The following is a 17,728-nucleotide window of genomic DNA, read 5'->3' as shown; positions in this document are numbered from 1 at the left end:
GGCATAAGCATGGATTCCCCGGCTTGAAAAGTGCTGTGTCCCTGCGCAGGGCTGTTTGCGCATGATCGACCGCGCAGCCCTCGAATCCATCGTCCGCGAAGCAGGCCGGATGGCGCATGCGGTGTGGCCGGGGGCAGGCGGCACGGTCAGAAGCTGGGAAAAGGAACCGGGCAGCCCGGTGTGCGACGCCGACCTCGAGGTCGATCGCTTCCTGCGGCGCGAACTCGGCGCGCTGCTCCCGTCGGCCGGCTGGCTGTCGGAAGAAACCGCCGACGCGCCGGACAGGCTCGATCGCGGTCTGATCTGGCTGGTGGACCCGATCGACGGGACGCGCGATTTCCTGCGCGGACGCAGCGGCTGGGCGGTGTCGGTCGCGCTGATCAGCGAAGGCCGCCCACTGATCGGGGTGCTCGATGCACCGGGACGCGGCGAGCACTGGTCGGCGGTTGCGGGGCAGGGCGCGTGGCGCAATGGCGAACGGTTGAAGGCTTCGTCCCGAAACGAGTTTGCAGGGGCGCGGGTTCCGGCCGACGGGCTGGCCAAGGTCGATTCGATGCTTGTGGCGGTGGAAAAGCCCAATTCGATCGCGCTCAGGGTCGCGATGGTGGCCGCGGACGAGGCCGATCTCGTCGCGACGCTGCGCTGGGGCTACGAATGGGATATCGGTGCGGCGGCGCTGATCGCACGCGAGGCCGGAGCCGCGACAACTGATGCCTTCGGGCAGAACCTGGCCTTCAACAAGCGCGACCCGCGCGCCTTCGGGTTGCTGGTCAGTTCGCCTGCGATTCACCTCGCAGCGGTCGAGCACCTCGCTGAACGCGCCCAGGCCCTTGCCGCGCCGGACGGGCGAGCCGGCTAGCACGCGAAAAGGGCGACCCTTGCGGGGGCCGCCCTTTCCAATCGATACCCAGAGCGGGAAAGACTACATACCGCGCGCGGCGTTCACGTCGGCCTGCGAGATCGGAGTGATCTTGATCTCGACGCGGCGGTTGAGCGGCTCCGAGATGTTGTCGCCCGTCTTTACGCGCAGATAGTCGTAACGCTCACCGAAGCCTTGCGTCGCGATACGCGAGCGCGAAACGCCGCGGCTGGCGAGGTAGGCAGCGACCGCTTCGGCCCGTTGTTCCGAAAGGCGCTGGTTGAGCGCATCTGAGCCGGTCGTGTCGGTGAAGCCGTACACATCGATCAGGCTGTTGGGATAGCGCACAAGGCTGTCCGCGACCGCGTCGAGCGTTGCACGGAAGCCCGGATTGATGGTGGCCGATCCGGTCGCGAAGGTTACCCCGTCGGGCAGGCGGACAAGGATTGCATCCTGATCGCCGATTTCTTCGACATCCACCCCGGTACCGGCGGTGGTTTCGTCGAGCTCGCGGATCTGGTCGTCGAACTGATCACCGATAACCGCACCGGCAGAGCCGCCGATGCCTGCGCCGATAATGCGAGCGGTCTTGCCGCCCACCAGGTCGCCGAGGAGATAGCCCAGCGTGCCGCCGAGCACGGCACCCGCCGCTGTGCGCGAAACCTTGCGTTCGCCGGTGTTGGGATCGGTGACGCAGCCTGCCGTAACCAGCGAAGCCGCTGCGACCGATGCCAGATAGATCTTCATATTTTTCATTCGGGTTCTCCCCATTGGAAATTCGGGCAGCACAATCGGAGAGGATATGTCATCCCCCACGTGCTGCTACCTCCATACGCTCGACAAGGCCATCTCGTTCCTGAACGGATTGTCGCGGTCCATGCAGCAGCGGGCTGGCAGCCGCGAACATTTGTGCTAGCGCTTCAGCCGTGACCCCCTTTCCATATACCGACCTGTTCATCATCGCCGGATTGATCGTGCTCAATGGTGTCTTCGCGATGTCCGAGCTCGCGATCGTCTCCGCACGCACATCGCAGCTGCAAAATGCCGCCGATCAGGGCAGTAAGGGCGCATCGACCGCGATCTCGCTTGCCTCCAACCCCGGCAAGTTCCTCTCGACCGTGCAGATCGGGATAACGCTGATCGGGATCATCGCGGGGGCCTATTCGGGGGCAAGCCTGGGCGGCCCGGTGGGCGAAAGGCTGGTGGCGCTTGGGCTGCCTGCGCGATATGCGGAAGAAGCAGGCTTCGCGCTGGTGATCGCGCTGGTGACTTACTTCAATTTGGTGGTGGGCGAGTTGGTGCCAAAGCAGGTCGCTTTGCGCGCTGCGGAGCCTATCGCGCTGGTGATGGCGCGCCCGCTAGCCTTGCTGGCCCGGGTAGGCGCGCCGCTGGTGTGGCTGCTCGACACCTCCTCGGGCCTGCTGATTCGCCTGCTCGGCGTGCGCCCGGCAGGCCAGTCGAGCGTCACCGCCGAAGAGCTGCACATGATCTTCGCCGAGGCGAGCCGCCACGGGGTGATCGAGGCCGACCAGAGCCAGATCCTCGCCGGCGTTGTTCGCCTCGCCGAACGCACGGTGCGCGAGGTGATGACGCCGCGCACCGAGATCGATTGGGTCGAATTGACCGCGGACGAGGATGCGATCCGGCAGGCGATCGAGCAGAGCCCGCATTCGCTGCTGCCGGTGGGGATCGGCTCGACCGACCGCATCGTCGGGGTGGTCAAGGTGCGCGAAGTGCTCGCGCTGATGGTGGCGGGCAAGCCGGTTTCGCTGCGGCGGCTGATGAAGCGCGCCGAGGTGGTGCCCGACCAGCTCGACGCGATGGATGCGCTGCGCGTGCTACAGCAGTCCGAAGTCGCGATGGCGATGGTGCATGACGAATACGGGCATCTCGACGGCATAATCACACCGGTCGATTTGCTCACCGCGCTGGTCGGCCATTTCGAGAGCGACCGCGATGAAGGCGACGAGCCGCCGGTCACCGAGCGCGCCGACGGCAGCATGCTGGTTGCCGGCTGGATGTCGGCCGAGGAGCTCGCCGAGCGGCTCGGGCTCGATTATGGCGGGGAACGCGAATTCGCGACCGTCGCGGGCTACGCGCTGTCGGTGCTCAAGAAGCTGCCGAGGGAAGGCGAGAGCTTCACCGAGCAGGGCTGGCGATTCGAGGTCGTCGACATGGACGGGCGCAAGATCGACAAGCTGCTGGTGTCGAAGGTCACCGCCGAAAAGGCGTGACCGACAAGCTGTAGGTTAGCGAAGTCCGGTCAGCCGGGGATCACCGCCGTCGCGAACTGTCCGTCGCCTTCGGGTGCGGCAACGATGTCGCGCGTCACGCGACCTTTCGCAACGGTGTTGGTCTGCGGATCGCCGATCGAGCTGCGGATGCCCGGCGCGGCGGTGCCGGCCCGGTCGAGTGCGCTGGTTTCGACCGAGCTGCGCGGCGCGGGGCCGCCGAACAGGGCATCGAGCGCCTGCTCGCTGGCGGTGCCTTCGGCCGGGCGCGGCGCACCGGGCGAGGGGGGCACGAGGTTGAAATCGGGCGGCACCACCAGCGGGGCCTGGCGTTGCACGGCCATCTCGTCCGGACGTTCGCGGCCGAGGATGCCGCCGCCGCTGCCGCAGGCTGCCAGCAGGGCGCTGCCGCCGGCGATCAGGATCAGTTTGGTCGAAAGTGTCATGTCGTGCTCTCCGGGGCGGCCTGGGCCGGGTCGGTTTCTGCGTCCTCGCGCTTATCGCGGATGAACAGCGCGCGGGCAAGGATGATGAGGACACCGATGGTGATAGCGGCGTCGGCGATGTTGAAAATCAGGAACGGGCGGAATTCGCCGATATGGAAATCGGCATAGTCGAGGACATAGCCATATTGCACCCGGTCGAGGATATTGCCCAGCGCGCCGCCGAGGATCAACCCGAGCCCGGCGATATCGCCAAGCGCCTTCTCGCGCAGGATCCACACGGTCACCACCAGCGCGATCAGCGCGGTGACGAGCACCAGGCCCCAGCGCATTTCCGGGCTGGTGGCAGTGAACATGCCCATCGACACGCCGTAATTGTGCACCCGGGTGAGGTCGAAAAACGGCAGCAGGTCGATCGTCTGGCCGAGCCGCATAGCGAGATCGACATCGACGATCTTTTTGACCCATTGGTCCACGGCAAACACCAGCGCGGCGAGCGCGAGGCCGATCAGGCGGGGCTTGGTCAACAGGCTCATGTCGCAGCATCCATCTGGGTGACCACGTCCTCGCACCGCGCGCACAGCGCGCCGTCTTCCGTCACTTCGGGCAGCAGCCGCCAGCAACGGCCGCATTTGTGGTCGGTGGTGCGCGTCACGGTCACCGCGTCGCTATCGCCGCGGGTGACTGACGCGGTGATGAACAGCTCGGCGAGCTGCGCATCGGTGAAGCCGTCGGGCACGAGCGCAGCAGGCACCACCACATCGGCCTCCAGCCCCGAGCGGATGGTCTTGTCACGCCGCAGCGGCTCGATCGCCTCCATCACCCTGTCGCGCAAGGTGCGCAGCTGCGCCCAGCGTTCGGTGTCCACCCCGACCTGCGGGATGCTCGGCCAGTCGAGCAAATGGACGCTGCCGCCCTGTTCGCCATCCTCGGGATAGCGCGTCTGCCACACCTCTTCTGCGGTGAACACCAGCACCGGTGCGGCATAACGCACCAGCGCGTGGAACAGGATGTCGAGCACCGCGCGGTAGGCGTTGCGCTGCGGATCGTCGGCGCCGTCGCAATACAGCCGGTCCTTGCGGATATCGAAGAAGAAGGCGCTGAGGTCCTCGTTGCAGAAATCGACCAGCAGCCGGGTGTAGGTGTTGTAATCGTACTCCTCCACTGCCTGGCGCATCTTCGCATCGAGATCGGCCAGCAGCGAGAGGACGTAGAGCTCCAGCTCGGGGATTTCGGTCGTGTCTGACAGGTCGCCGACATAGCCGTCGAGCGCGCCGAGCATGTAGCGGAAGGTGTTGCGCAGCTTTCGGTACTGGTCGCCGACGCCCTTGAGGATTTCGTCGCCGATCCGGTGATCTTCGGTGAAATCGACCGATAAAGCCCACAGGCGGATGATGTCCGCGCCGTATTCCTGCATCACCTTCAGTGGATCGATCGTGTTGCCGAGCGATTTCGACATCTTCTTGCCCCTGGCATCCATGGTGAAGCCGTGGGTCAGCACCGCGTCATAGGGCGCGCGGCCGCGGGTGGCGCTGCTTTCGAGCAGACTCGACTGGAACCAGCCGCGATGCTGGTCGCTCCCTTCGAGGTAGAGATCGGCGGGCCAGCGCTGATCGGGCCAGCGGTCGCCTTCGAGCGTGAAGGCATGGGTGCAGCCCGAATCGAACCACACGTCGAGAATGTCGGTGACCATCTCGTAGTCGGCGGGATCATGATCGAGGCCGAGAAACTCGGCCTTGCGGCTCTCGTCCCACGCATCGACGCCTTCCTTGGCGATGGCTGCGACGACGCGGGCGTTGACCGCCGGGTCTTGCAGATAGGAACCGTCGGGACGCACGAACAGCGTGATCGGCACGCCCCAGGCGCGCTGGCGGCTGAGCACCCAGTCGGGCCGCCCCTCGACCATCGAGCGCAGCCGGTTCTGGCCCTTGGGCGGGAAGAATTCGACCCGGTCGATCTCGCGCAGGGCGATCTCGCGCAGGGTCGAATGGTCCTTCGAAGTGAACAGCGCGATCGCCGCGCCGAAGCCTTCGGGCACCGCAACGTCGAAATCGCCGACATCGAGCGGGCGGTCCATCGGCACGAACCACTGCGGGGTGCAGCGGAAGATCACCTTGGCCTTTGAGCGCCAGGAATGCGGGTAGGAATGCTGGTAATCGTCGCTCGCGGCGAGCAGCGCACCCGCTTCGCGCAGGTCCGAACAGATCGGGCCTTCGGGCGCGTTGAACGGCTTGTTGATCACGCTGCGGCGGCGCTCGTCATTCCCGCCGAGCCACGGCCAGTCGTCGCGATAGCGCCCGTCGTCCATCACCGCGAAGACCGGCTCCAGCCCGTTGGCCTTGCACAGCTCGAAATCGTCCTCGCCATGATCGGGCGCCATATGGACGAGGCCGGTGCCGCTGTCGGTGGTGACGAAATCGCCCGGCAGGAACGGGCGCGGCGCGGCGTAGAACCCACCGAGATGGTGCATCGGGTGACGGGCAACGGTGCCGGCGAGGTCGGAGCCTTTGATCACCGTGCCGCGTGCTCTGCGAAAAGCCTCTGCCGAACCTTCCGAGGGAAAGATATTCACCATTTGCAGGCGTTCGAGGCAGGCATCCATCAACGGACGCGCGATCAGATACTTGCGCCGATCGAGCGGGAAGGTGAAGATCTGATACTCGACTTCCGGCCCATAGGCGATCGCCTGGTTCACCGGGATTGTCCACGGCGTCGTCGTCCAGATCACCGCGTGCGCGCCGACCAGTTCCGGCACGTTCGGGCACTCGACGATCTCGAACGCCACGTCGATCTGGGTCGAGACGATGTCCTCGTATTCGACCTCGGCTTCGGCCAGCGCGGTTTCCTCGACCGGGCTCCACATCACCGGCTTCGACCCGCGATAGAGATTGCCCGCTTCGACGAACTTCATCAGTTCGGAAACGATCGTGGCTTCGCTTTCGAACTGCATCGTCAGATAGGGATGATCGAAATCCGCCATCAGGCCGAGGCGCTTGAGCTGCCCGCGCTGCACATCGACCCAGCCCTGCGCATAGGCGCGGCATTCGGCGCGGAATTCCTTCGGCGGGACTTCCTTCTTGTCGCGCTTTGCCTTGCGGTACTGTTCCTCGACCTTCCATTCGATCGGCAGGCCGTGGCAGTCCCACCCGGGCACGAAGGGCGCGTCCTTGCCGAGCAGCGTCTGGCTGCGCACCACCATGTCCTTGAGGATGCGGTTCAGCGCGTGGCCGATATGCATGTCGCCATTGGCGTAGGGCGGGCCGTCATGGAGGATGAACTTTTCGCGCCCGGCGCGCTCCTCGCGCAGTTTGTCGTACAGCCCGATCTCCTGCCAGCGCGCCAGAATGCCCGGTTCCTTCTGCGGAAGGCCGGCTTTCATGGGGAAGTCGGTCTTTGGCAGGAAGACCGTGTCTCTGTAATCGCGCTGCTCGGACATAGGTGGTGGCCGCTAACCGAATTGCGCGCCGCGATAAAGCGTTTCGTCGCTTGCTCCACCTCTCCTCGTCACCGCGGCCATCGAGCCGGGGTCCCGCTCGCCTTTGAGCTGCTGTGGTCGGTCGCAAGAAGCGGGACCCCGGATCAGGTCCGGGGTGACGGTAAGGGCCGGACCCTAATCCCGCTCCCGCCGGCGGCTGATCGCATCGGCGGCGGCTTCGCGCTCGCGCTCGGTGCGCTTGTCGAGCAGCGGCTTGTAGGACGGCGCGATGGTCCAGGCGTCGTCCACCCAGACATAGCCGTTGAAGCTGGAGGGGATCTCGCCGAGCTGCTCGGGCAGGGTCAGCCCGGGCATCCCGCCGTCGCCTTCGCCCGGCCCCACCACGATGATCCGCCCGCCATGCGCCTCCATCCGCGCGATCAGGCGGTTGGGGAAGCCCCAGTACTTCCACTGCTGGTCGAGCGGGACGATCATCGTCCCGTTCTCGCAGCTTGCGGGGAAGATCCCGGTCCAGCCGTAGAGCACATAGTCCGAACTGCACTGTTCGGCGCTGGCCTGCGTCCAGGTCCACGCCTTGGGATAGCGCTTCGCCATCTCCGCCACCGGGGCGGGCGGGCCGTAGAAGGCATCGCCTTCGCCCTCTACGTCGCGGCCCGATGCTTCGAGTGCGGCGATCAGCGCGGTCGCCTCGCGCGGGTTGTCCGAGCGGAAGTGATAGACCAGCTCAGTGTAGATCGGCAGCTGCGGCACCAGCTCGACGAGGTCGGGCATCAAGCCCCGGCCGAGCCCGCGCAGCGGATAGGTCTTGCCGCCGTCTGCGGTGTAGCCGTAGCCGACGTCGAGCGCTTTCAGCTCGGCCATGGTCTTCTCGCGCACCGGACCTTTGCCATCGGTGCGGCAATCGAGCCGGGCATCGCGGAAGATCGCGATCCGCCCATCCCGCGTCGCGGCTACATCCACCTCGGCCATTTTCGAGCCCATCCCGATCGCGCGGCGAATGCCCGCAGAGGTATTCTCGATATGGTCGTGATAGGGCGGTTCGATCCGCGTGGCCGAGCACTCGCTGTCGCCAGGGATCGCCACCGCGCCCGCCCCGCGATGCGCGATCAGCTTGGCGCTCCCCTGCGGCACCGGCGCGAGCCAGCTGGCGTTGACCACCGTCAGCGCAAGGAATGCCACGGCTAGGGCAAAGCCGATGCGCAGGCCCCATGTCTTCATTCGATCAGCCCCCCAGCAATCGCTTCGCTTCCGCGCAGTCCTTGTCCATCTGCCCCATTAGCGCGTCGAGCGAATCGAACCGGGCTTCGGGGCGCAGGAAATGGTGGAATGCGACTTCGATTTCCTGCCCGTATAGGTCGCCCGAAAAATCGAAGAAATAGGGTTCGAGCAATTCTTTGGGCGGTTCGAACTGGGGCCGGATGCCGATGTTCGCCGCGCCCTGCAGTACTTCGCCGGTGGCGAGGATGCGCCCGGTGACGGCGTAGATGCCGTAGCGTGGGCGCAGATAGCCCTCGATCGACAGATTGGCGGTGGGATAGCCGATTTCGCGCCCACGCTTGTCGCCATGCTCGACGATGCCGCGAATCGCGAAGGGGCGGGTGAGCAGCCGTGCCGCCTCTTGCGGATCGCCTGCGCGCAAGGCGTCACGGATGCGGCTGGAGGAGACCACTTCGCCCCCGTCCCCTACCGGACCGATGACCCGAGCCTCGATCCCGTGCTTCGCGCCGACTTCGCGCAACACATTCACGTTGCCGCCGCGCGCCTTGCCGAAGGTGAAATCCTCTCCGGTCACCACCCCCGCCACGCCGAGATGCTCCGCCAGAAGCGTGCCGACGAAATCCTCCGCGCTCGTACCGGCAAGCTCGGCGTCGAAGTGGAACACCAGCATCGCGGTCGCCCCGGCGGCAAGATAGAGTTCGTGCCGCTGTTCGAGCGTGGTCAGGCGAAACGGCGGGACATCGGGCTGGAAGAAGCCCACCGGATGCGGGTCGAAGGTCGCGACTACGCTCGGCCGCCCTTCCTCGCGCGCCCAGCGGATTGCTTCGCCCGCTACCGCCTGGTGCCCTTTGTGGAAGCCGTCGAAATTGCCCAATGCGACCACCGCGCCGCGCAAGCTGTCGGGCATGGGATCGCGATGATCGAGCCACCTCATCGCGCGGCACTTTTCAACGGCTTGAGACCTTCGGTCAGCACGCGCACTGCATTGCCGCCCATTGCGGCGCGAATTTCTTCCTCGCTGAAACCTTCGTCGATCAGCGCTTGCGTCACCTGGGTGAGCTCGCTGGTGTCGAAGCGCACGGTCACCGCGCCGTCGTAATCGCTGCCCAGGGCCACATGCTCGATGCCGACCAGATCGCGGATATGCCTCATCGCTTTCGCGGTGGCGCGGGGCGAGGTGCTGCACACCGCGCCCTCCCAGTAGCCGACGCCGATGATCCCGCCGGTTTTGGCGACCCCGCGAATCTCTGCGTCGGTCAGGTTGCGGTTGACCTTGCAGGTCGCCTGCACCCCGCCGTGGCTGGAGACCACCGGGCGGCGCGCCATGGCGAGAATATCGACAACGCAGGCGTGGCTGCAATGCGCGATATCGACCACCATCCCCATGTCTTCCATCCGCCGGATCGCGGCCCGGCCCTTGTCGGTCAGCCCGCCCTTTTCGAGCCCGTGCATCGATCCGGCGAGATCGTTGTCGAAGAAATGCGTCAGCCCCGCCATCCGCATGCCCGCCTTGTAGAGCACATCGAGATTGTCGAGATCGCCTTCGAGGCTTTGCAGCCCCTCGGCGCTGAACAGCGCGCCGGTGGCGGCGCGATCGGCGCGGCGGCGGTCGATCAGTGCCCCGATATCCTGCGGCTGGCGGACCAGAGCGAGCGCTCCGTTCGAGTCTCTTGCCGCGCGCTCGAGCTTTTCCGCATGGTAGAGCGCGCGCTCGAGCAGGCTGCTCCAGGTCCGGAGCGGCTGGAGCTGGCCGATCACCAGCAGGGTGATGTTGTCGCTGTCCGCCCCGTTGGCGTCGTAGTTCTGGTCCTTCGGCGTTTTGGTCACGCTGGAGAACACCTGCAGCGCGACATTGCCGTCCTGCAAGCGCGGCAGGTCCATCTGGCCGCGGGTGGCGCGGTCGTTCAGGTCGCGGTCCCACAGCAGCGTATCCGAATGCAGGTCGACGATGGTCAGCGTCTTGTGCAGCGCGCGCGCCTCGTCGGACACTGCGATCAGCGGCTCGCCATCGATCTGGTTCATCGACTCCTCCGCCCAGCGCGGGGCGAAGAGGAAGAAGACTCCCGCGCCGAGGATCAGCAGGGCGAGCATGCCGAGGGCGAACTTGCGGATCATTGCGCGGTCTCCGGGTCGTGGCGGCGAAAGGTGACGAAGCTGTAGGCGGGCAGGCCGCCGTCCGCCGGAAAGTCTTCGCGCGCGACCGATTCCCATTCCGCGCCGAGCGGCGGCATGAAAGTGTCGCCGTCATACCCGGCATGGACCTCGGTTACTTCGATGCGCTGCGCCAGCGGGCGATACACATCGTAGACTGCTGCACCGCCGATGATCGCCACTTCGGCTTCCGGATCGTGTGCCGCAGCCAACGCCAGTGCTTCGTTGCCCGAACGTGCGATATCCGCCCCTTCGGGATGCCAGTCGTGCCGCCGGGTCAGCACGATGTGCCGCCGCCCCGGCAACAGCCCCGGCAGGCTTTCGAAGGTCTTGCGGCCCATGATCATCGACTTGCCGAGTGTGAGCGCCTTGAAGCGCTTCAAATCGGCCGGGATATGCCACGGTAGTTTACCGTCGCGCCCGATAGTGCCGTTTGCCGCGCGCGCATAGATCAGGAAGATTTCGCCACTCACCCGAAGGCGACCCGCGTCACATGCCCCATCTTGCGCCCCTCGCGCGCCTTGGCCTTGCCGTAGAGATGCAGATGCGCCGTCGGATCGCCGAGGCATTGCTGCGCGCCGCCTGCATCCTTGCCGACGAGGTTGGTCATCTCGACCGAGGTCGCGATGGTTGCGGTATCGCCCAGCGGCAGGCCGCAGATGGCGCGGATGTGGTTCTCGAACTGGCTGGTGGCCGCGCCTTCGATCGTCCAGTGGCCGGAGTTATGCACCCGCGGTGCCATCTCGTTGAACACCGGGCCCTCGCGCGTGGCAAAGAATTCGAGCGTCAGCACCCCGACATAGCCCAGCGCCTGCGCGACCTTGGCCGAGAGCTCGCGCGCCTTGGCGACCTGCGCTTCCACCACCGGGCCGGTCGGCCAGATCGATTGCGACAGGATGCCGCCGACATGTAGGTTGCGGGTCGAATCCCAATAGCGGATTTCGCCGTCGTGCCCGCGGACGAGGATGACCGAGAACTCCGCCTCGAACTCGACAAAGGCTTCATAGATCGTCGGCATGTCGGGTAGGCGCATCCCTTCGGCATCGCGCACGCTGTCGATCCGCCACTGGCCCTTGCCGTCGTAGCCGTCGCGGCGGGTCTTGAGGATGCCCGGCGCGCCAAGCCGGTCGACCGCGTCCAAGAGCCCGCTCATGGTGTCGATCGCGGCATAGGCGGCCGGCTGGCCGCCGTGATCCTCGACGAAGCGCTTTTCATTGAGCCGGTCCTGCGCGGTCTCCAGCGCGCGCGGGTGCGGGGCGAGCCGCTCGGCGATCGGCAGCAGCGGTGCAACCGGCACGTTCTCGAATTCCCAGGTGATGACGTCGCACTGCTGCGCGAAGGCGGCGATCGCCTGCGCATCGTCCCACCTGTTGGTGAAGAAGTCCGCGCAGACGTCTGCCGCGACATTATCGCCCTGAGGCGCATAGCCGATGCAGCGATAGCCCAGCTGCACTGCGGCCATCGCCAGCATCCGGCCAAGTTGGCCGCCACCGAGAATGCCGATCGTTCCCCCCGGTGCGATCATCTTGCGATCATCCTTCGGGCCGTTCGCTGACCGATTCCGTCCGCGCCGCGCGCCAGTCCTTCAGGCGCTGCGTCAGCGCAGGATCGCCCAGCGCGAGGATCGCTGCGGCATAGAGCCCGGCATTGGTCGCGCCCGCCTCGCCGATGGCGAAGGTCGCGGTCGGGATCCCTGCCGGCATCTGGACGATGGACAGCAGGCTGTCCTGCCCGCTCAGCGCCTTCGACTGCACCGGTACACCGAGCACCGGGAGATGGGTCAACGCGGAAAGCATGCCCGGCAGGTGCGCCGCACCTCCTGCCCCGGCAATGATCAACCGGATGCCTTCGGCCTCCGCGCCCCTGGCGAAATCGTACATCCGGTCGGGCGTGCGGTGGGCCGACACGATGCGCACGTCGCTCTCCACGCCGAGCTCTTGCAGTACCTCGGCGGCGCAGCGCATGGTCGGCCAGTCGGACTGGCTGCCCATCACGATGGCGATTTTCGCCTTGTTTGCCCCCTCGGCCATCTCAGCTGTCCTTCAGGTAATAGCGTTCGCCCGGAGTCATCGCGCCGTCGAATTCATAGACGATCGGCTGGCCGGTCGGGATTTCGAGCCCGGTGATGTCCTCGTCCGAAATGCCGGAGAGATGCTTGACCAGCGCGCGCAGCGAATTGCCGTGGGCGGAGATGATCACCGTCTCGCCGCTCGCCAGCACCGGCAGAATCGCGCTTTCCCAATAGGGTAAGACGCGCTCGATGGTCAGCTTGAGGCTTTCGGTCTGCGGCACCGCGATCCCGGCGTAGCGCGGATCGGACGCGAGATCGTAGTCGCTGCCCGGCTCCATATCCGGCGGCGGCACGTCGAAGCTGCGGCGCCAGATATGGACCTGCTCGTCGCCGTGGCGTTCGCGGGTCTGCTGCTTGTCGAGACCGGTCAGTCCGCCATAGTGGCGTTCATTGAGCCGCCAGTCCTTGGTTTCGGGAATCCACAGCCTGCCGCAATGCTCCAGCGCGAATTGCAGCGTCTTGATCGCGCGGGTCTGGAGCGAGGTGAAGGCGGCGGTCGGCAGCAGGCCCCGCTCGCGCAGCAGATCGCCGGCGGCGCGCGCTTCGGCCTCGCCCTGCTCGGTCAGGTCGACATCCCACCAGCCGGTGAAGCGGTTTTCGAGGTTCCACTGGCTCTGGCCGTGGCGAACTAGAATGAGCTTGGGCAAGGAAACGCTCCGCCGTGTGTCAGGAGCAAGTCGCGTTAGCTATTCGCGACATCTTTGGAAACCCCGCTTTCGCCCGATTCGCCGCCCATTTGCCGCGCCTGTGCCTTCCTGCGGCGCAGGTTCTCGCGCAGTTTGGCCGCGAGCCGCTCTTCGCGCGATATGTTCTTGCCGGTCTCTTCATTCATGCGAAACGCCTTGCCGCTAATCCTGTTCGCGCTCAAGCGGCGGAGCGTTAGCACAGCTAAAACGCTCAAGCTTGGCTTGACAATCGCGTGGCGCACGACAATAGGCCCGCGCCTTGGACAGGCTGCTGTAGCTCAGTGGTAGAGCGCACCCTTGGTAAGGGTGAGGCCGGGAGTTCAATCCTCCCCAGCAGCACCATTTTTCAATGATTTATGTAGATCATGGCTCCCTTCCATGGGATATCCATGGAAAATGCGCGTGCCCATCAGGGGTGAATTCACAAACGTTCGCGGTCGTTCGCACTCCGGTGGCGACCAAACGAATCAGCAACTTTCTAGCGCCAAGCCAGTCTGGTAGAGGCTGCCTGTAGGAAGCTCCAATGGAGCGATTTCTGTCTCAGATCCGATTTCTAGGCTGTCTGCTTGCTTTAGCGCATCGGTGACCCAATAGCCGTTGACGTTGAAAGCATCTGCATTGGCGGCTGGACCATTGCGCTCATACTCAACCATCTTCGGCAGCGTCTTGTTGCCGAATTTTACCGGAATGATCCGAGGGAACGACACATCTGGCCAACCATCCCAGTAGAGTTCGATTCCTACCTGCCCCTGCAGCTTGTAGAAAGTGAGATTGACCATTTCTCCGTTGCGTGAGTAGCTACCACCACTGACAAGGGATTTGCTCCCCTCGTGTTCAACGACCGTACCGGGCACTCGAGTCTGCACGAACTGCGCCCGATCAACCGAAAGGTCGTCAACCAATCTTGGGCGGTTCGCGCTCGAGGCTAGTTCTTGAAGGAAGCCAGCGGCTCCTGCTTCGGTGTCGAGCTGGAAACGATGTTCTACGAGATCGAGGTCGAAGTGTCCCTGGTTGATCGCCTGGGCCAGTTCAGGGGCATAGCGCTCGCGCTTCAATTCGCCCAGCACGGGGAGCAGCGAGCGGCGGACGGTTTCGGACCCGTTCGAACTTGGGTGTCATCGAGAGTTCCCTACGCGGTCACGCGCCAAGGTCATACCGGTGGATCGATGCAGACTGTGCCGCTGGTGTAATCGAACGCGAAATTCCGATTGCCGCAGCTTCGCCGCCTGATGCCTTCGGCGAGGGCAACGGCAGGCAGGCCAGCGTCGTTCGCTGCCCGCTCGACCAGCCTTTCGATGAAGGTGCCCTCGGGCCATGCGGTGCAGAGGCGCAGCCTACCGAGCCGATAGCCGGTGACCCATCCGTCCGAGGTGACGAATTCAGGCTCCGCGTCGCCCTCATAATGGTCGAGCCAACCGCGCGCCTGCCAGCCATCGCCCTCCATCGCGATCCGGTCCGCCAGGCTCTCCGATCGCACCACCTTGCCGCGCAGCAGGCGCTCGACATCCGGGTCGACCAGCGCGTCAGGAATGGCAAAGTCCGTGTCGCGGCTGCCGAAGCGGGGGCCGATGACGATCTGCGCCTCTCCTGCATCCAGCGCACCGATCAACGTCGCCGGTACGGTTGGCAGGCAGGGGACGACGATCAGGGAGTAGCCCACCAGTGCTGCGGTCGGCGGCAGTATGTCGACGTTGAGCCCCAGTCTCCGCAACGCGCTGTAGCACGCCATAGCGGCCCACAGTGCCGAACGCCCCTCCCCCTGCGGCTGGCTCTGGGTCATCCATTCGCCAGCATAGTCGAACACCAGCGCGGCGTGCTTGACCGCCTCGCCCGCTTGCCCAAGCTGGTCCAGTTCCGCCGCAACCTGCCGGACTTCCGCCAGCGCTGGCGCGGGTTCCCCATCGGGTCGCAGCAACCCGGCGTGCATTTGCTCCTGCGCCTTGGGAAATTGCCTCCAGCGGAAATAGCTCACCAGCTCGGCTCCGTGGGCATAGGCTTCGAGGGTCCACAACCGTACCATTCCGGGCAGCGGCGCGGGGTTGTAGCGCGCCCAGTTGACAGGCCCGGGCTGCTGTTCGAGCACCGACCAGCGCCCGCCTTTCGCGCAGCCGCGATAGAGATCGTGGTGGAAGGCGGCGATGTCGGGGTGGCCCTGCCGCGCGTACCGCCGCTTGTCCTCCTCGCTGAAGCGGAACATCTCGAGGAAGCCGAGTGGGTAGCTGTCCCAGCCCAGCACATCGAGATCGGCGGCGAGATCGTGGTGGTCATAGCCGGTGTAGAAGCCCATCGCGTTGTGCGTGACATCACGCCCGGGGGACAGTTCACGCAGGATTTCGACCTGCGCCCGGTTGAAGCTGACGACCTGGTCGGAGGAGAAACGCCGGAACGCCAGCCAGTGCGCGGGATTGACCTCGGTCACGGTCAGGTTGGGCAATTCTATCTCGTCGAAGCCGCGGTACTCCATCGACCAGAAGACGTTGCCCCATGCCTCGTTGAGCGCACCGACCGTACCGTATCGGTCGGCCAGCCAGCGGGGAAACGCATCGCGCGCGGCTGGCGAGAAGCTCTGTACGGTGTCGTGGCAGCCGTATTCGTTGTCGGTCTGCCAGGCGACCACACCGGGATGCGCGCCGTATCGCTCCGCCACGGCGCGGGTGATCCGCGCCGCTTCCTCGCGATAACCCGCATGGCTGAAGCAATAATGGCGGCGCGAGCCGAAGCCACGCGACCTGCCATCGCGGTCTAACGGAACCATGTCGGGCATCCGGTCGACCAGCCACTTGGGCGGGGTCGCGGTGGGCGTGCCCATAATGATGCTCAAGCCGGCGGCGTGCAGCGTTTCGACCGCGCGGTCGAGCCAACCCCAGTCGAAACGGCCCGGAGCGGGCTCGATCCGGCTCCACGCGAATTCGCCGATGCGGACGCGGGTCAGGCCCACTTCCCGCATCAGCCGCGCATCCTCGGCCCAGCGGGTTTCGGGCCAGTGTTCGGGATAGTAGCACACGCCCAGATGCATCGTCGATTCCATGCGCTTGCGTCTATCGCGGATTGTGCGATGGATGCCAGCGGGAAGATGGGAGGGGTCGCATGGGTTCGGTTGGTGCGGGCATCGATGCGGTGCAATTGCTGGTCTTCGCCGGACTAACCGCCCTTGTGGGCCTGCTGACCTGGTGGAAAGTCCGCAGTGCAAAACACGACGGCTCGGGGCAGGACGTGTTCCTCGCCGGCAAGGGACTGACATGGTTTTTCGTCGCCGGGTCGATCACCCTGACCAACCTCTCTACCGACCAGTTGGTCGGCATGAACGGCAACCAGATGCTGCTGCTGGCGTGGTGGGAGATCGCCGGTTTCGTCGGGCTTATGACGCTCGCCTTCGTCTTCGTGCCGCTCTACTACCGCTACAACTGCACCACCGTGACCGAGCTGCTCGAGCGGCGCTATGACGGGCGCTCGATCCGCACGCTGATCGCCGGGATATTCCTGGTCGGCAATGTCCTGATCTACCTGCCGGCCGCCCTCTATTCTGGCGGGCTGTTTCTGCAATCGCTGTTCGGCGAGAGCGTGCCGCTTATCGGGTTCGCCATCGCACTCGCCCTGATCGGGGCAGCCTACACCATCTTCGGAGGCCTGCGCGCGGTCGCGGTAATGGACACGTTCTCCGGCATCGGCATCCTCGGCCTCGCGCTGGTCATCGTGTTCCTCGCGCTGGCGGCGGTCGATTTCGATATCGTCAGCGGCGTGCCGGCCGAGCGGCTTAGCATGGTCGGCGCCTCAGACAGCCCGATCCCATTCCACACGCTGTTCACCGGCATGGCGTTCATCCAGATCTTCTACTGGTCGACCAACCAGAACATCACCCAGAAGGCGATGGCCGCCCCGACGGTGCGCGAGGCGCAGAAGGGCGTGTTCGCCGCCGCTGCCGTGCGCATTCTGGTAGTCCCGCCGATTGTGGTGATCCCCGGCGTGGTCGCCTACAAGCTGTTCGGCGATGTGGGCGATGCGGCTTACGGCCGGCTGGTGGCCGAAGTGCTGCCGACATGGCTCTCGGGCGCTTTCGCGGCGATGGTCGCGGCGGCTGTCATCACCACTTTCAGCGCGGTGCTGAATTCGACCGTGGCTCTCTATTCGGTCGACTTCCACGAACGCTTCGTCGGCAAGGTCGCCGACCACTGGAAGCTGGGCGCATTCGTCAGCGTGATTGCTACCGTGCTCGCGCTGATCATGGTGCCGGTGTTCCAGAATGCGGAAAGCATCATCAACCTGCTGCAACAGCTGAACGGCTTGTCCTCGATGCCGATCCTCAGCGCCTTCGTCGTCGGGCTATTGTTCCGCAACGTGGCAGCGCGCGCGGCGATTGCGGGGGTCGTCAGCGGCATCGCGCTCTATGGCCTGTTCACTTTCAACCAGGACTTCGCCGCATGGGTCGGCCTGCACTACATCGATTTCATGGTGGTAACGCTCGCCACCTCGGTCGCCGCCGCGCTGGGGTTCAACCGCTTCGTTCTGAGGCGGCGCGCCGAGTGGATCGGGCTGGCGCTGTTTCGCGAGGAGGCGGTGCTTGAAGAGGCAGAGATTCGCGGCGTTTTCGACTGATTCTCCTGCGCCAAATCGCATATCGCCAAGGTATCCTATC

Annotated in this window: 17 protein-coding genes and 1 tRNA gene; 4 read left to right on the top strand and 14 right to left on the bottom strand. The window is 65.3% G+C overall.

The window, feature by feature from the left end:
- Positions 1–61: 61 nt before the first annotated feature.
- Positions 62–859 carry a 3'(2'),5'-bisphosphate nucleotidase CysQ gene (locus NSO95_RS10460; protein WP_257596171.1) on the top strand — a complete coding sequence of 266 codons (798 nt, stop codon included), beginning with the start codon at positions 62–64 and terminating at the stop codon, positions 857–859.
- A gap of 63 nt (positions 860–922) precedes the next feature.
- Here the strand turns inward: NSO95_RS10460 and NSO95_RS10455 are convergent, their stop codons facing one another.
- Positions 923–1,615: a YiaD family glycine zipper/OmpA-like lipoprotein gene (locus NSO95_RS10455; RefSeq protein ID WP_257596170.1), complete on the bottom strand. Its 693-nt coding sequence runs from the start codon at positions 1,613–1,615 to the stop codon at positions 923–925.
- A 170-nt stretch (positions 1,616–1,785) separates the two neighbouring features.
- Here NSO95_RS10455 and NSO95_RS10450 point away from each other — a divergent pair, with 170 nt between their 5' ends.
- Positions 1,786–3,093 carry a hemolysin family protein gene (locus NSO95_RS10450; protein ID WP_257596169.1) on the top strand — a complete coding sequence of 436 codons (1,308 nt, stop codon included), beginning with the start codon at positions 1,786–1,788 and terminating at the stop codon, positions 3,091–3,093.
- Positions 3,094–3,122: 29 nt separating this feature from the next.
- Here NSO95_RS10450 and NSO95_RS10445 read toward each other — a convergent pair whose 3' ends face one another.
- From NSO95_RS10445 to NSO95_RS10395, 11 genes are all read right to left on the bottom strand, one after another.
- Positions 3,123–3,536 carry a DUF3035 domain-containing protein gene (locus NSO95_RS10445; RefSeq protein ID WP_257596168.1) on the bottom strand — a complete coding sequence of 138 codons (414 nt, stop codon included), beginning with the start codon at positions 3,534–3,536 and terminating at the stop codon, positions 3,123–3,125.
- Positions 3,533–4,069, bottom strand: a complete 537-nt coding sequence (gene lspA, locus NSO95_RS10440; RefSeq protein WP_257596167.1) for a signal peptidase II — start codon at positions 4,067–4,069, stop codon at positions 3,533–3,535. Before lspA ends, NSO95_RS10445 begins: the two co-directional genes overlap by 4 nt.
- Positions 4,066–6,969 (bottom strand): isoleucine--tRNA ligase, encoded by a 2,904-nt coding sequence (gene ileS, locus NSO95_RS10435; RefSeq protein ID WP_257596166.1) that lies wholly within the window; start codon positions 6,967–6,969, stop codon positions 4,066–4,068. The genes lspA and ileS overlap by 4 nt, the downstream gene beginning before the upstream one ends.
- Positions 6,970–7,143: 174 nt before the next feature.
- Complete coding sequence (locus NSO95_RS10430) at positions 7,144–8,187, bottom strand: glycerophosphodiester phosphodiesterase family protein (protein ID WP_257596165.1); 1,044 nt, start codon at positions 8,185–8,187, stop codon at positions 7,144–7,146.
- Between the two features lie 4 nt (positions 8,188–8,191).
- Positions 8,192–9,121 (bottom strand): bifunctional riboflavin kinase/FAD synthetase, encoded by a 930-nt coding sequence (locus tag NSO95_RS10425; protein WP_257596164.1) that lies wholly within the window; start codon positions 9,119–9,121, stop codon positions 8,192–8,194.
- Positions 9,118–10,302 (bottom strand): dipeptidase, encoded by a 1,185-nt coding sequence (locus tag NSO95_RS10420; RefSeq protein WP_257596163.1) that lies wholly within the window; start codon positions 10,300–10,302, stop codon positions 9,118–9,120. Before NSO95_RS10420 ends, NSO95_RS10425 begins: the two co-directional genes overlap by 4 nt.
- A complete protein-coding gene (locus NSO95_RS10415; RefSeq protein ID WP_257596162.1) occupies positions 10,299–10,811 on the bottom strand; it encodes a dihydrofolate reductase in 513 nt (170 codons plus the stop codon). The genes NSO95_RS10420 and NSO95_RS10415 overlap by 4 nt, the downstream gene beginning before the upstream one ends.
- Positions 10,808–11,863: a 5-(carboxyamino)imidazole ribonucleotide synthase gene (locus tag NSO95_RS10410; protein ID WP_257596161.1), complete on the bottom strand. Its 1,056-nt coding sequence runs from the start codon at positions 11,861–11,863 to the stop codon at positions 10,808–10,810. Before NSO95_RS10410 ends, NSO95_RS10415 begins: the two co-directional genes overlap by 4 nt.
- Positions 11,864–11,870: 7 nt before the next feature.
- Positions 11,871–12,368, bottom strand: coding sequence for a 5-(carboxyamino)imidazole ribonucleotide mutase (gene purE, locus NSO95_RS10405; RefSeq protein ID WP_257596160.1), 498 nt, complete (start codon positions 12,366–12,368; stop codon positions 11,871–11,873).
- 1 nt (position 12,369) lies between these two features.
- Positions 12,370–13,056, bottom strand: a complete 687-nt coding sequence (gpmA, locus tag NSO95_RS10400; protein ID WP_257596159.1) for a 2,3-diphosphoglycerate-dependent phosphoglycerate mutase — start codon at positions 13,054–13,056, stop codon at positions 12,370–12,372.
- A gap of 35 nt (positions 13,057–13,091) precedes the next feature.
- Positions 13,092–13,241 (bottom strand): hypothetical protein, encoded by a 150-nt coding sequence (locus NSO95_RS10395; protein ID WP_257596157.1) that lies wholly within the window; start codon positions 13,239–13,241, stop codon positions 13,092–13,094.
- A gap of 121 nt (positions 13,242–13,362) precedes the next feature.
- Here NSO95_RS10395 and NSO95_RS10390 point away from each other — a divergent pair.
- Positions 13,363–13,437, top strand: a tRNA-Thr gene (locus NSO95_RS10390).
- 125 nt (positions 13,438–13,562) lie between these two features.
- Here NSO95_RS10390 and NSO95_RS10385 read toward each other — a convergent pair.
- Both NSO95_RS10385 and NSO95_RS10380 read right to left on the bottom strand, forming a co-directional pair.
- Entirely contained in the window at positions 13,563–14,162 is a 600-nt protein-coding gene (locus NSO95_RS10385) for a hypothetical protein (RefSeq protein ID WP_257596156.1), read from the bottom strand.
- 83 nt (positions 14,163–14,245) lie between these two features.
- A complete protein-coding gene (locus NSO95_RS10380; RefSeq protein WP_257596155.1) occupies positions 14,246–16,123 on the bottom strand; it encodes a beta-galactosidase in 1,878 nt (625 codons plus the stop codon).
- 59 nt (positions 16,124–16,182) lie between these two features.
- On the opposite strand from NSO95_RS10380, the gene NSO95_RS10375 reads away from it, so the two are divergent.
- Entirely contained in the window at positions 16,183–17,688 is a 1,506-nt protein-coding gene (locus tag NSO95_RS10375; RefSeq protein ID WP_257596154.1) for a sodium:solute symporter family transporter, read from the top strand.
- The last annotated feature ends 40 nt before the right edge of the window (positions 17,689–17,728 follow it).

The organism is Parerythrobacter lacustris, assembly GCF_024626475.1.
Lineage (GTDB): Bacteria > Pseudomonadota > Alphaproteobacteria > Sphingomonadales > Sphingomonadaceae > Parerythrobacter_A > Parerythrobacter_A lacustris.
Note: the sequence above shows the minus strand (reverse complement) of the source record. Positions and strands in the feature narration are given on the sequence as shown.